This is a genomic window from Archangium primigenium (assembly GCF_016904885.1).
In the GTDB taxonomy this organism is placed as follows: Bacteria; Myxococcota; Myxococcia; order Myxococcales; family Myxococcaceae; genus Cystobacter; species Cystobacter primigenius.
In genome coordinates this window covers 950895-964436 of record NZ_JADWYI010000001.1, presented here as the reverse complement: position 1 = coordinate 964436, position 13542 = coordinate 950895, and the positions used below count along the sequence as shown (strand labels likewise).

At 70.9% G+C, this 13542-nt stretch carries 13 protein-coding genes; 7 read left to right on the top strand and 6 right to left on the bottom strand.

Annotated features, from left to right (window positions below):
* Positions 1 to 21: 21 nt before the first annotated feature.
* Positions 22 to 666, bottom strand: a complete 645-nt coding sequence (locus tag I3V78_RS04155) for a glutathione S-transferase family protein (RefSeq protein ID WP_204485022.1) — start codon at positions 664 to 666, stop codon at positions 22 to 24.
* A 154-nt stretch (positions 667 to 820) separates the two neighbouring features.
* Here I3V78_RS04155 and I3V78_RS04150 point away from each other — a divergent pair, with 154 nt between their 5' ends.
* The 3 genes from I3V78_RS04150 to I3V78_RS04140 all read left to right on the top strand — a co-directional run bounded on the left by I3V78_RS04150 (position 821) and on the right by I3V78_RS04140 (position 4012).
* Positions 821 to 2116, top strand: coding sequence for an AmpG family muropeptide MFS transporter (locus I3V78_RS04150; RefSeq protein WP_239576287.1), 1296 nt, complete (start codon positions 821 to 823; stop codon positions 2114 to 2116).
* A gap of 99 nt (positions 2117 to 2215) precedes the next feature.
* On the top strand, positions 2216 to 2515 hold the full coding sequence (locus I3V78_RS04145; protein WP_204485020.1) for a hypothetical protein: 300 nt from the start codon (positions 2216 to 2218) through the stop codon (positions 2513 to 2515).
* Between the two features lie 177 nt (positions 2516 to 2692).
* Entirely contained in the window at positions 2693 to 4012 is a 1320-nt protein-coding gene (locus I3V78_RS04140; protein ID WP_204485019.1) for a hypothetical protein, read from the top strand.
* Here the strand turns inward: I3V78_RS04140 and I3V78_RS04135 are convergent.
* The gene (locus tag I3V78_RS04135) at positions 4009 to 5316 is read right to left on the bottom strand and encodes a serine hydrolase domain-containing protein (RefSeq protein WP_204485018.1); all 1308 of its coding nucleotides are present in this window, start codon (positions 5314 to 5316) and stop codon (positions 4009 to 4011) included. The genes I3V78_RS04140 and I3V78_RS04135 overlap by 4 nt on opposite strands.
* Positions 5317 to 5494: 178 nt before the next feature.
* Between I3V78_RS04135 and I3V78_RS04130 the strand changes: the two genes are divergently transcribed.
* On the top strand, positions 5495 to 6229 hold the full coding sequence (locus tag I3V78_RS04130; RefSeq protein WP_204485017.1) for a hypothetical protein: 735 nt from the start codon (positions 5495 to 5497) through the stop codon (positions 6227 to 6229).
* A 34-nt stretch (positions 6230 to 6263) separates the two neighbouring features.
* Here the strand turns inward: I3V78_RS04130 and I3V78_RS04125 are convergent, their stop codons facing one another.
* Positions 6264 to 6893 carry a glutathione S-transferase family protein gene (locus I3V78_RS04125; protein ID WP_204485016.1) on the bottom strand — a complete coding sequence of 210 codons (630 nt, stop codon included), beginning with the start codon at positions 6891 to 6893 and terminating at the stop codon, positions 6264 to 6266.
* Between the two features lie 185 nt (positions 6894 to 7078).
* On the opposite strand from I3V78_RS04125, the gene I3V78_RS04120 reads away from it, so the two are divergent.
* Entirely contained in the window at positions 7079 to 8188 is a 1110-nt protein-coding gene (locus tag I3V78_RS04120) for a Kelch repeat-containing protein (RefSeq protein ID WP_204485015.1), read from the top strand.
* On the opposite strand, the gene I3V78_RS04115 is transcribed toward I3V78_RS04120, so the two are convergent.
* Positions 8176 to 8949 (bottom strand): M15 family metallopeptidase, encoded by a 774-nt coding sequence (locus tag I3V78_RS04115; RefSeq protein WP_239576286.1) that lies wholly within the window; start codon positions 8947 to 8949, stop codon positions 8176 to 8178. The genes I3V78_RS04120 and I3V78_RS04115 overlap by 13 nt on opposite strands.
* Before the next feature lie 41 nt (positions 8950 to 8990).
* On the opposite strand from I3V78_RS04115, the gene I3V78_RS04110 reads away from it, so the two are divergent.
* Positions 8991 to 9815 carry an MBL fold metallo-hydrolase gene (locus I3V78_RS04110; protein WP_204485014.1) on the top strand — a complete coding sequence of 275 codons (825 nt, stop codon included), beginning with the start codon at positions 8991 to 8993 and terminating at the stop codon, positions 9813 to 9815.
* Here the strand turns inward: I3V78_RS04110 and I3V78_RS04105 are convergent.
* A complete protein-coding gene (locus I3V78_RS04105) occupies positions 9796 to 10014 on the bottom strand; it encodes a hypothetical protein (protein WP_204485013.1) in 219 nt (72 codons plus the stop codon). The two genes, I3V78_RS04110 and I3V78_RS04105, sit on opposite strands and share 20 nt — an antisense overlap.
* A gap of 141 nt (positions 10015 to 10155) precedes the next feature.
* On the opposite strand from I3V78_RS04105, the gene I3V78_RS04100 reads away from it, so the two are divergent.
* A complete protein-coding gene (locus tag I3V78_RS04100; RefSeq protein WP_204485012.1) occupies positions 10156 to 12090 on the top strand; it encodes a coiled-coil domain-containing protein in 1935 nt (644 codons plus the stop codon).
* A 12-nt stretch (positions 12091 to 12102) separates the two neighbouring features.
* On the opposite strand, the gene I3V78_RS04095 is transcribed toward I3V78_RS04100, so the two are convergent.
* Positions 12103 to 13521 (bottom strand): HsdM family class I SAM-dependent methyltransferase, encoded by a 1419-nt coding sequence (locus I3V78_RS04095; RefSeq protein ID WP_420840448.1) that lies wholly within the window; start codon positions 13519 to 13521, stop codon positions 12103 to 12105.
* Positions 13522 to 13542: the final 21 nt, after the last annotated feature.

Sequence of the window (13542 nt, the reverse complement as noted above, 5' to 3'; positions counted from 1 at the left end):
CCCCGCGCCGCCGGGGCGGGGCTAGCCCGCCTTGCGCGTGCTGGCCTCGTGCACCTGGCCAACGGTGGCGCGCACGCTCTCGCGCGCCTCGAGCCGCTCCACCCACCCCTGCACCAGCGGGAAGCCCTCCAGGGACAGGCCCATGGGGGCGCGGGCGAACAGGCAGGACACGAGCGAGAAGTCCGCGAGGGACAGCCGGCCGCACAGGTACTCCCGGCCCGCGAGCGAGCGCTCCAGCACGCCCAGGTCCCGGCGCACCTTCTCCAGGCCGGCCTGGTAGCGGGCCTCGTCCTTCGCGCGGCCGATGAAACGGACGTAGACCGTCTCCATCATCACCTCGCCGGTGGACGGGCCGAAGGTGGTGGCCTGCCACTGCAGCCACTGGTGCATCTGCGCCTGGGCCCAGGCGTCCTGGGGCACCAGGCCGCTCTCGGGCTTGAGCGACGCCAGGTAACACATGATGGCGTTGGACTCCCAGAGACAGGAGCCGTCGTCGCGCTCCAGCACGGGCACCTTGCCGTTGGGGTTCTTGGCCAGGAAGGCCGGGGACTTGTGCTCGCCCTGGGCCACGTCGACATCGACGGACTCGACGGACAGGCCGAGCTCCTTCACGACGGCGAAGACCTTGTGGGCGGCGGTGGACAGGGAGGGACCAAGCAGCTTCATGTCGGGAGACTCCAAAAGGGGGGTAGGGGGACAGCGGGCGCGGCGCGCCGGCCCCCACATAACGTCCGCCTGCCGGGCAGGCAACGGCCGCGCGCCTCCGGCGAGCAAGCAGGAGGGATTCGGCCCGGGGCCCGCTATGGTGGGGCCCTCGCCCATGGCCTCCAAGAACTCCGTCCTCCAAGTCCTGACCAGTCCTCGCGCGTGGCTGCTCGTCGCGCTCGGCTTCGCCTCCGGCCTGCCGCTGCTCCTGGTGGGTGGCACCCTGTCCGCGTGGATGACGAACGAGGGGGTCAATCTCAAGACGATCGGCGTCTTCACGCTGGTGGCCTTCCCCTACAGCCTCAAGTTCATCTGGGCGCCCCTGCTGGACCGCTACGCGCTGCCCTTCCTGGGCCGGCGCCGCGGGTGGATGCTCGTCACGCAGGTGGCGCTCATGGGCGCCATCGCCTCCATGGGCTTCGTCAACCCGCGCGAGACGCCCTGGGCCATGGCGAGCCTCGCGCTGCTCGTGTCCTTCCTGTCCTCCAGCCAGGACGTGGTGAGCGACGCGTGGCGCACCGACACCCTGTCCGAGGCCGAGCGCGGCTTCGGCGTGGCCACCTTCGTCATGGGCTACCGCTTCGGGATGATCGCCGCCGGGGCGCTCGCGCTCAGCCTGTCGCAGTTCATCGGCTGGTCCCGCACGTACTGGATCATGTCCTCGCTGATGCTCGTGGGCGTGGTGGCCACGCTGCTGGCCCCCGAGCCCCAGGGCCAGCGCCCCCCGCGCACCCTCTTCGACGCCACGGTGGTGCCCTACGTGGACTACTTCCGTCGGGACGGGGCGATGCTCGCGCTGCTCTTCCTCGTGCTCTTCAAGCTCGGTGACGCCATCGCCGGCGGCATGACCACGCCCTTCTTCCTCAAGCTGGGCTTCTCCAACCTGGAGGTGGGCGCCATCACCAAGGGCGTGGGCATGGTGGCCACCATCGGCGGGGCGCTCGTGGGCGGCGCGCTCCTGGCCAAGCTCGGCCTGCGCCGCAGCCTCTTCATCTTCGGCGCGCTCCAGGCCCTCACCAACCTCACCTTCCTGGCGCTCGCGCTGGTGGGCAAGAGCCACGCGGTGCTCGCGCTCGCCATCTGCTCGGACAACGTGTGCGGCGGCATGGCCACCACGGCCTTTGGCGCCTTCACCATGTCGCTGTGCAACAAGAACTTCAGCGCCACGCAGTTCGCCCTGCTCTCGGCCCTGGCCAACTTCGGCAGCCGCGTGCTGGGCGCCTCCTCGGGCTTCCTCGCCGAGTGGATGGGCTGGAGCGGCTTCTTCGGCCTCACCGTGGTGCTCGCCATCCCCGGCCTGGTGGTGCTCGCCTTCCTGCCCGAGGGCGCCGCCACGCCCGTGCAGGCCCCGCCGCTCGAGGAGCCTCCGCCCTCGGCACCGCCCGGCCCCATCTCGGCGACCTCCCGGTAGCCCGCTCGCTCCCCCGCCCGCCTCGACTCCCGGGCGGGAGGCGTGCGCCGGTTGCCGGGTGAACGCCGCATGCCGAGCTTGAAGGTTCGGAGGTGCGCAATGGCAACGCGAGATCGCAAGGATTCCACCCAGCCCGCGGAAGACATGTTCGGCCGTCCCACGAGTCCTCGACATGAGGAGGAATCCTCGGGGCCCTCGCGGGAAGCCCAGACCGAGCACCAGATGCCATCCGAGGAGCGCGGCGCGAAGCGTCACGACAAGGACTCGGATGACGAGGAGGCCTACGGGGGCGTGGGCGAGCTGCCCGACGGCGACGGCGTGCGCAGCGACAAGGGCACCAACCCGCTTCCGTCCAACTACTGGTCCGCCTACCCGTACGACAAGCCCGGCAGTAAGTAGTCCCCTCCGAACCCAGGTTCCAGGACACGACAGGGCGCGCTCCCCTCCTGGGAGTCGCGCCCTGTGCCGTTTGAACCGCCGCGCGCCCAGAGCAGCCATCCAGGCGAGCGGCGTGGTGCCCTGGCGCCCCCACTGACTGTGCACACCTTGCCCTCCATCAGACGAGGGGAATAGGGAATGCGCGACGCGTGGAGCTGGATGCGGTGGGGGGTGTGCGCGGTGCTGGTGGGCTGTGGCGCGACGCGGGAGGAGGAGCCCGTGCCGGAACCCTCGCCGGAACTCTCGGTGCCCACGCCGGACACGCCCGTGCCCGCCGAGCCGCCCGCCTCCACGCCCCCCACGGGCGAGGCGCCGCCCGCGCCGGGCGAGTCCCCCTCCACCGAGCCCGAGGCCCCCAGCCCCGTGCCCACGGTGCCCGTGGTGCAGCCCTCGCCCTCGCCCGGCTATGTACCGCCGGTGAGCGCGGGCCTGGAGGGCCGCCCCACGCTCGCGCCCGTGGCCTGCGTGCTGTGGAAAGGCGCGGTGCCTCCCGTGCGCGCCACCGCATGCGAGGGCACCTCGGTCTTCGCCGATGGCCGCCGCGAGGTGGCGCGCTACGACGCCGACAGCCGCCTGCTGGAGCGGCGCGTCTACAAGCGCAACGGCATCCTGGAGGAAGTGGAGAGCAATGTCTGGCTCAACGGCCGCCAGCGGACGCACCGCGTCGAGCGGCCCGACGCGGGCACCTACACGGTGACCCAGTGGGAGTATGACGCCCAGGGTCGCATCGCGTGGCGGAGCGACTACGCCAGCTCCACCTTCCCGGTCGGCTACGAGTACGTCCGCGATGCGAACGGTCGGCTCCAGCGTATCGAGCGCCGGGACGGACGCGCGCCCATCCTCTACCAATACAACGAGGCGGGGCAGTTGGTGGGCATCGACAGTCGGCCCGACTGCGACATGGACGTCGCCCGGTGCGAGACGTTCACCTACTGGCCCAATGGGCAGGTGCGCGAGAACTCCTGGGACAACGGCGACGTCGATCGCATCACGCATCTGTACGACGACCGGGGCAACCTCGTGGACGAGATGCAGTACGGCTTCGAGTTCTCCCAGCACACCTTCAACTCCTACAACGCGGCCCGCAAGGTGTTCCGTGTCTGGGAGAAGAAGGGCGTCTACGTCTACGACCACGAGTTCGTGCGCGACTTCTATTACGACGCCTCGGGGCTGTTGCTGATGGAGCGGCTCGGCAAGATGTACACCCAGCCCCGGGGCGGTGAGCCGGGCCTCCCGCGGGTGACCACGTACCTGAACACCACGCGTCGGCTCACGTACCTGTGCGGCACGGCGATCGTCTGGCTCGACGAGTGGGACAGCGACATGGACGGGAAGGTGGATGCCCGGCGCACCCACGAGCGCGATGCGAAGGGACGGCTCGTGCACGAGGAGTACTCGGGCACGCCGGGCATGGATGACGGCCCGGTGCGCCGCGACTTCAAGTACACGTGTGACTAGCCCGTCAGCGCCTCGTAGGCCGCGCGCCAGAAGTCCACGAACGCCGCGGGCGCGGTGGGCGAGTCCATGGTCCGCTGCGTGAGCAACACGCCGATGAGCCCCGTCTCGGGGTCCCAGTAGCAGCTCGTGCCATAGCCGCCATCCCAGCCGAAGCCCCGGGGGTCTCCCGGCTCGTGCCGCTTGATGATGGACACGGCGTAGCCCCAGCCGTGCGTGTCCCAGAAGCCCGGGCTGAACGGCGAGCGCGCCTTCTGCTCGGGCGTGACGTGGTCGGTGGTCATCCGCGCCACCGAGCGCTCGGAGAGGATGCGTCCGCCCGGCGTATCGCCCCGCCGGAGCATCATCCGCGCGAAGGCCAGGTAGTCCTCCGCCGTGGAGACGAGGCCTCCGGCGGCCGAGGGGAACCCCGGGGCCTTGCTGAAGCGGCTGTCCTCGCCGGGCGGGTCGAAGACGATGAACTCCTTCGTCTCGGGGTTGCGGAAGTAGGTGGTGGGCAGCCGGTCCAGCTTGTCCGCGGGCACGCTGAAGCCCGTGTCCTTCATGCCCAGGGGCGCGAAGAGGCGCTCGCGCAGGAACGTCTCCAGGGGCTGGCCCGAGGCCCGCTCCAGCAGGGCGCCCAGCACGGTGATGCCGGTGTCATACATCCAGACCTCGCCCGGCTGATGGATGAGCGGCAGCGAGCCCAGGGCCGCGAGCCACGCGTCGGCGTTGGGGGCCTGGGGCAATTCGGGGCCCACGCCCACGCCCTTCGCGTTCATCGCCTGGACGATGGGATAGTCACCCGGGGCCATGAGGGCGCCCGTGCCCAGCCGCAGCGTCAGCAGGTCACTCACGAGGATGGGGCGCTTCGCGGGCTCGGTGTCATCGAGCGGGCCATCGGGTCGCTTGAGCACGCGGCGGTTCGCGAGCTCGGGCAACAGCCGATCCACGGGCTCGTCGAGGCGCAGTGTGCCCTCCTCCACGAGCAGCAGGGTGGCGGCGCCCGCGATGGGCTTGCTCATGGAGGCGATGCGGAAGAGCGTGTCGCGCCGCATGGGCGTCGTGCTCCCGAAGGCATGGGTGCCCACCGCGTCCACGTGCAGCTCATCCCCCCGGGCGAGCAGCGTCACCGCGCCCGGCAGTTCTCCACGCGCCACGAGGGACGTCATGGCCGAGCGCAGGCGCTCGAGCCCCGCGCGGGAGAACGCCGAGGACGCGTCACCCCGCGTGCCCCGGCCACAGCCCGTCAGCGCCGCCACCCCGAGCGCACCCGCGCCCCTGAGCACCTCGCGCCGCCCCATCCGCTCCACGCCGCGACGTCGCATCGTCCGCTCCTGTCGTGCCCCACCGGGGGCGAGAGAAGTCACGCGGCGGACCTTAAGAAGCGCCCCTGACACGTATGCGCGTGTCACCCGACACGGCCCATCACGTCACTTGACTTGAGTGGTCGAAAGACGTCCCCTGCGCCAGGCGTGTGCACACGCCCTCACCGGGGGATGACCTTTGGCGGATGCGAAGAACGAGCTCAAGCCCGAGCACTCGGGACCCTTTCAACTGGGACGGCAGTTCGACGAGGTGGGACCGGAGGTCGGCCGCCTCTATGAGTCCTGGCACCGGCCCACGGGCCAGCCGGCCGTGACGCTGCGGTCTGGCGATCGGATGCACTGGCTGCACCGGGGACCGTGGAAGGTCCTCCTGTCGTGCGAGCGCGACTCGCCGGACGTGTCCCTGCGCATCATGCAGGCGCCGCCCTTCGCCCCGCCCGGGCAGGTGATGGACATGCTCGTGCTCATGAAGAACGCGTACGAGCACGTGGAGGACTCGCCCCGGCTGCTCTCGCTCTTCGCGTCCGGGCCGCGCAAGGCGCTCCAGCGGCTGCGCTCGCGGCGCGTGCTCGCGGGCCTCGCGCTGCTCGCGGGTGGCGTGGGCCTGGGGTTCTACCTCCTGGCCCGGGCACCGGGCGGCGAGGCCCTCCACTGGAACGCGCCCGTGGACGCGCCGGTGCTCATCCACTCCGGCCACCCCATCGGCTATCCGCTGCCGTCCCGGCCCTTCCGCAACCAGGCCAAGGCGCCGTGCAAGACCCAGCGGCAACTGGAGATCGAGCTCAACGGCGGCTGCTGGGTGGAACTCGCGCAGAAGCCGCCGTGCGCCGAGGACCGCGCCGAGCACGAGGGCAAGTGCTACCTGCCCGTGTCCAAGGACCGGGACACGACCCCGAGCGCCCTGGAGCCCTGAGGTTCCAGGGACGCGTCGGGGAGGCCGCGAGCGCTCAGGCCTTGTCGGGCGGAACGCGGCCGTCGGCGATCGCCGCGCGCTTGTAGGCGGGGCGGGCCGTGAGCCGGGCCACGTACTCGGAGATGGGCGACTCCTTCATGCCCGGCGCGCCGAACGACGTGGCCCAGATGAGCTGCGCGCCCACGTACACGTCCGCCGCGCTGAACTGCTCGCCGAGGATGTAGGGCCCGGGCGTGAGCATCTTCTTGAACGCGCCGATCACGTCCTCGTAGGAGCCGTAGCCCAGCGCGCCCTTGCGCTCCACCGGGGGGCGCTTGAACATGGTGTCGATCAGCGCGGGCTCGAAACAGCCCGCGCCGAAGAAGAGCCAGCGCAGATAGGTGCCCCGGCGCGGATCCGTGGCCGCCGGCGCCAGGCCCGCCTCGGGGAAGGCATCGGCCAGGTAGGTGATGATGGCCGCCGTCTCGGTGATGGGGGTGCCGCCGTGGGTGATGGTCGGCAGCTTGCCCATGGGGTTGATGGCCAGGAACTCGGGGCGCTTGTGCTCGCCCTTCTCGAAGTCGAGGCGCACGACGCGGAACGGCGCGCCCACCTCGTGCAGCATCCAATGGACCATCTGCGCCCGCGACTGGGGGTTGTGGTAGAAAACGAGTTCGCTGCTCATTCGGTGTGTCCTCCCGGGGAAGGCGGCGAGCATGCCCCCCGCGCCCCCGTGAAGCGAGTACCGCGTGACCCCCCGCCCGACCGCGTGAATCGACAAACCGGCTCCCACTTGGGGAGTCCGGAAGTCTAGGATATTCCCTGCGTTCCCTGCTTTTTCAGAAAGCCAGTCCCCAAGGAGTCCAGTCCATGAACAAGACGGTCCGGTTGTCGATCGTGCTCGCGAGCATTCTTCCCCTGGCCAGTGGGTGTGGCGCGCCGGAGACGGTTCCGGAGGCGGGCGCCGCGCTGGGCACCTCGCTGGGCACCCACATGGGCGCGGTGGGCACCCAGACCTCCACGTGGACGGAGGGCGCGACGCTGAACACGCCGCGCGAGCACCACACGCTCACCCTGCTCACCTCGGGGCTGGTGCTGGCGGCGGGTGGCACCCCGCAGGGCGGTGGCGGGCTGCGCAGCGCGGAGCTGTATGACCCGTACTCCAACACGTGGAAGGCCACGGGCTCGCTCAACGAGCCCCGGAGCGGCGCGCGGGCGGTGCGGCTCGCCTCGGGCAAGGTGCTCGTGGTGGGCGGCGCCAACAGCGACGGGCCCGGCGTGCGGAGCACGGAGGTGTACGACCCGGAGACGGGCACCTGGAGCACGACGGGCGCGCTCAACACGGGCCGCGCCCAGTTCACCCTGACACTGCTGGACTCCGGCAAGGTGCTCGCCACCGGGGGCATGATCCAGGGCGGTGGCTTCACCAACACGGCCGAGGTGTACGACCCGGAGACGGGCACGTGGAGCTACACGGCCCCCCTGAGCACCGGCGGCTTCTTCCAGGCGTCGGCCCGGCTCTACTCGGGCGAGGTGCTGGTGACGGGCTACATCGGCGGCACGCCCAACACCGAGGTGTACAACCCGGCCACCCACTCCTGGCGCACCGTGGCGAGCATCCCCGGCGCGCGCGCCTTCCAGTCGGCGGTGCGGCTGTACTCGGGCCACGTGCTCGTCACCGGAGGCGGGGACGGCCAGGGCAACACCGCCGCCACGTTCCTGTACGATCCGTTCAACGACGTCTGGACGCGCGGGCCGGACATGAACCGGGCCCGGGGCCAGGACCACTTCCTGACGCTGCTCTACTCGGGCAAGGTGCTGGCGGCCAGCGAGGGCACCGCCGAGGTGTACGACCCCGACACCCACACCTGGACGCTGGAGTCCACGGGCCCCCAGGGCAGCACCTCCCCCATCGGCGCCCTGCTGCACACCGGCCAGGTGCTGTTCGCCAACACGCGCACCGCGCTCTACACGCCCTGAGCGCCCTCGCGGCACGCGGCGTCGAGCAGCTCGGGCCGGTACTCGAAGTGCATCGTGTCGAAGTGGTACCAGCGCCCGCCCCAGATGAACCCCTCGGCCTCGAAGGCCTCCACGATGGCCGGGGGGATGCGGTTCTTCCACCGCACGGGCGCGCCCGCGGGGGCCCAGGCCCAGTAGTCCGAGCGCTCCACGTTCACGTCCAGGGACACCCCGTAGGCGTGCGCGCTCAGGCGTTGGGTGCGGGCGATGTTGCGCCAGACGAACGTGCCGCCCAGGGGCGTGAGGAAGGCGCGCAGCGCGGGCGTCTCGGCCACGAGCCGCTCCAGCCGCGCCGCCACGCGCTGGAAGGCGGGCGCCACCCGGCGGTGCACGCGCAGGCGCTGGCCCAGGATGTCGAGGTCCACCAGGTCCACGCGCTCGGGCGAGTCGCCATACGTGGCGCGAAAGAGCGGATCGAAGCGGATGCGGCCCGGGTCCTCGTTCTCGCGCGTCACCGGGGCGATGGGGCCGGGCGTGTAGGGCTGGGAGAAGGTGTCCTCCAGGTCCGGCGCCGCCAGCTTCTGCTCGAAGGACTTCGCGCGCCCATCGTCCCAGGGGTGGAGCACGCCGCCCACGCGCACCCGCCACGCGTCCCCCTCGCGCACGGGCTCCACGGCATACCAGCGGGACAGACACGCCAGCGCGCGCGGCGGCGCGGCGTCTTCGGCACGGGACAGCGCGGCCCACGGCAGCAGCACCCACCCGGCGAGGCCTGAGAACAAGGAGCGCATCCCCCGAGCCTGCCATGCCATGCTCGCGCGCCATGCGCATTCACCATCTGAACGGGGCCACACTGTGTCCGTGGGGACGCCAGCGGCTGCTCGGCGGGGGAAACCAGCACCTCGTGTGCCACTGCCTGCTGTTGGAGACGGAGGCGGGACTCGTGCTGGTGGACACCGCGCTCGGACTGGAGGATCACCACGCCCCCTCGCGCCAGGGCGTGCGCGACGGCATGCGCGCCATGCGGCCCACCTGGGACGAGGCGGAGACGATGGCCCGGCAGGTGGAGCGCCTCGGCTTCCGGCGCGAGGACGTGCGCCACATCGTGCTCACCCACCTGGACCTGGACCACGCCGGCGGCCTGGCGGACTTCCCGCGGGCGCGGGTGCACGTGTCCGCCACCGAGCACACGGCCGCCATGGAGAAGCGCTCCCTCTTCGAGCGCATGCGCTACCAGGGCGTGCAGTGGGCGCACGCGCCGGACTGGAAGCTGTACGACGCGGCCCGGGGCGAGCGCTGGTTCGGCTTCGACTGCGTGCGCGGGCTGGAGGGCCTGCCCCCGGAAATCCTCCTCGTGCCGCTGGTGGGCCACACGCGCGGCCACTGCGCGGTGGCGGTGGACCGGGGGGACCGCTGGCTGCTGCACGCCGGGGACGCCTACTTCTTCCACGGGGAGATGGCGCCCGAGGACCACTGCTCCCTGGGCCTGCGGGTGATGCAGAACCTGCTCCAGATGAAGGGCCGCGAGCGCCACGAGAACCGGGCCCGGCTGCGCGAGCTCGTGCGCACCCAGTCCGACAAGGTGCGCGTGTTCTGCGCCCACGATCCCGAGGAGCTGCGCCAGCTGGCTACTTCTTCGGGGGCGTAGCCGTGCGCTCCAGGCTCGCGGCGAAGCTCTTGCGCCCGGGGGTGAGCGGCGCGTCGAGCTGGCGCTGCGTGCGCACCGAGGCCACGGGATCCTCCGCGGGCCCCTCCAGGGACTCCTTGTCGAACTGATCCTGGCCCGCGCCCACGCGGCGCAGGGGCTGGGTGCCATAGACACGACGATAGGGGTCTCGGCCAGCCATGGACTGCCTCCGGAAGGGGGGTGCACCCCGAGCATAGGCCGACGCGCGCCCGCCGTACACGGCCCGGCGCCCGCCTCCCCGGCGGGCGGGCGTCATCGGCTTGCACCCGGCCCGTTTCCGGGCGATCACCGTGTCCCGCCCATGTCCCTTCCGTCCGCCGCCCCGCTCGCCTCCGAGTCGGCCCTGCTTCGCGTCGTGCCGCCCCCCGGGGACACCCCGCTGGCCCGGGCCGAGCGGCGCCTGGCCGAGCTGCTCGCGGAGATCGACGCCCTGGACTCGGGCCTGGAGTCGCTCAACCAGGAGCTGGAGCGCTTCGCCCGCGCCTACGAGGACACCCTGGCCGCGCCCTCCGAGGAGGTGGGCCGCGCCGAGCGGCTCCTGCGCCGGCTGCGCTCACTTCAGGACGCGGTCGCCGCGCTCACGCGCCAGCTCGAGCAGCCGCCCCCCGCCGCGCCCCCCAAGCGCCGCCCCGAGGCCACCGCCCCGCGCGCGACCCCCGCGCCCGCGCCGCCCGAGGACGCGGACGAGGACTTCGAGGACTTCGAGGACGACGACGCGCCCGAGGACGCCGGCGCCCGCCCCGCCGGAGCCCCCCGCGCGGCGCTGCCCGAGCCCGGCGCGGAGGACGAAGCGGGGCTGCTCAAGCGGCTGCGCCGGCGGCTCGCGCGGCTGTTGCACCCGGACCTGGCGCAGTCGGACGCCGAGCGCACGCGGCTGGAAGCGCTCATGGTGCGCGTCAACGTCGCCTACGCGGCGGGAGACCGGGCCACGCTGGAGCTGCTCGCGGCCCGGGTGGGCGCGGGCGAGCCGGAGGCGCTGAGCGAGGACGAGCGGCTCGCGCACCTGGAGCGGCGGATCCACGTCCTGTCCACGGCGGCCCACTCGCTGCGCCAGCAGCGCGAGCGCCTGCGCGCCACGGCCACCGCGCGCCTGTACGAGGAGGCCCGGCGCCGCGAGGCCGAGGGCCGGGACTACCTGAGCGAGTCGCGCGGGGAGCTGGACGAGGAGCGGGCCGAGCTGGCGCGCGACGCGCGGGCCCGGATGCGGCAGCTGGAGCGCGCCGCGCGCACGCTCACCCACCTGAGGAACCAACGCATGACCACCCTCCCCGAGCGCGCCAAGGGCCGCAAGCCGCGCGTCTTCGATCCGGTGCTGGAGAGTCCGCTGGTGCGCCAGGGCGTGCTGCGCCTGGAGCGGCAGCGCGCCACGCCCGCCGCGCGCGAGCTGGCGCGGCGGCTGGAGGACACCGTCACCCAGGAGCCCTGGCAGGTGGCGCTCACGCTCATGGCCTTCTTCGCCGAGGCCGCGGGCCGCCCGCCCCCGGGCCTGGACACGAGCGACGCCTGGGCCGAGCGCTACGAGCTGTGGCGCGAGCTGGACATGCCGGGGGCGCCCCCCTACGACCAGGCGCTCACGCGGCTGCCGCGCCACCTGGAGCTGGGCCTGCGGGTGATGAAGAAGGAGGTGCGCTTCGGGCTGCAGCTGCGCGAGGCGGAACTCCTGGCCGCGGTGCCCCTGGCGCTGCAGCGCGCGGACGTGGCCGAGCGGGGCCGCTCGGTGCTGGCGGTGATCGGCCCCCAGGAGCAGTGCAAGGCGTGCGGCGAGGAGGTGCTCCTGCAGCACCTGCTCCGCACGCGAGGGCTCGACGAGCTCAACGGCTTGGTGTGTCCGCTGTGCGCCCACACGCAGAAGAGCTACTGGCTCTACAGCCGCACCGAGGGCCAGGAGGCGCTGCTGCCGCACGCGCTGCGGCTGGGCACGGTGGTGGAGCAGGGGGTGCGCCTGGGCGGCACGAGCGTGGGCTTCCAACTGCTCCCCGAGGAGCGCGAGGCGCTCACGGCGGCCCGGCTGCGCCAGCGCCTGGTGGACCTGTACCTCCAGCCCTACGCGGTGGAGCTGGCCCCCGAGCACGTGCGGCTGGTACAGGGGGGCCGGGAGCTGGAGGACGAGGCCCTGGTGGGCCGGGGCGGCGTCACCGTGCGGCTCGCGCCCGAGGCGGGCACGAGCGAGGCGGAGGTGCTGGAGCTGCTCCGCGCGCGCATCGAGCGGCGCTTCCGCCCCGACACCTCCCGGTAGGGCGTATTTTCATCAAGAATCGAAGGGGTACAGACGCCTCAGCCTGCCAATGGCTGCATCCATATGCCGTGCAGCCGCCTCTCGCTGAGCCTCAACAGCGGCGATCGCGTTGAGTCGCGCCTCAAGATCGAATGGTGCGCTGGCCTCATCACTCTTGACATACAGTTCGACGTTTAAGTTCCAGTTGGCCTTCGCTATTTCATCCAAGGGAACCGCACACGCATAGCGTTTGTCGCCATCGAATTCCCGGAAAATCCTCCCAACCCAATGAATGTCGTCTCGTGACAGTACGCGTCGTCTCGCTTTCGTCGTCCCCAAGTGAGAGGCATCAACGAACAGCACCCGTCCCCTTCGATCTGTAGACTTCCCCCGCCTCAAGATCAAGACAACGGGCGCAATGGGTGTCTCGTAAAGAATGTTCCTCGGCAGACCGATGATGGCTTCAAACCGGTCCTCTTGCAGGAGCTTGCCGCGAATGTGCTCCTCGCCACCTCCACGGAAGAGCACTCCGCGCGGCATCAAGAGCGCGGCCATGCCTTGCTCGGAAAGAGAGGCCAGACAATGTTGTACGAATGCATAGTCCGCTCCATGAGCGGGCGGCACGGGATCAAAGCGTCCAAAGGCATCTTCCGCAGCCCGTTCCGCCCCCCACTCACGCGCTCCCCATGGAGGGTCCGCCAGGATCCTGTCGTATTCGAGCAACTTCCCAGCTGCCCCTGTGAATGGAGACCACAAGGCATCCCCGAGTTTGACGTTGGCATCGGAGATACCGTGCAGCAGCAGGTTTATCCGGCACAAGGCCCACTGTTCCGCGTTCCTCTCGTGGCCATGCAGAACCAGAGAGGCCGCCGCGCGGGGCAGACTCATTTCAGTATGGGAGGCAACCCAGCGCGCTGACTCCAAGAGGAATCCGCCCACGCCGCAAACAGGGTCGTAGAGGCGCATGCCGTCACTTGGAGCCAAGAGTTCGGCCAGGAGCCGCGCCATCGAGGGCGGCGTATAGTACAAACCAACGCCTCGACCGCTTGTCTCCGCCAACCGATGGAGGAACGCGTCGGCAGCTTCTCCCAAATGACCATTCAATACCAATGCTTCGCGCAGCGGAGGGAGAGAGGAAAGCGTATGGACCAATTCGTGCAGCACCTGCCTGCCCAACTCAATGGAATTGAAATCAGCCTTCGTCAGGAGCCTGTCCAGCGAGGGGTTGACCTCCTCCAACACGGCGCACGCATTATTGATACAGTCACCCAAGTCGACGGCAGAAATGCCCAACAGTCGAGACCACCGTGCCGAAGGAGGCACGACGAACCGAGTCCCTCGCGAAGAGGATGAGCCATCCGCAGTATCGCTCAGCATCTTCAAAAGCAGTAATCGGAGGATGTAGCCTGCCGCATCGTGCTGAGTCGAACCATGCGCACGAAGGACGCCCATGGCCTCCCCAAGAGGTCCTTC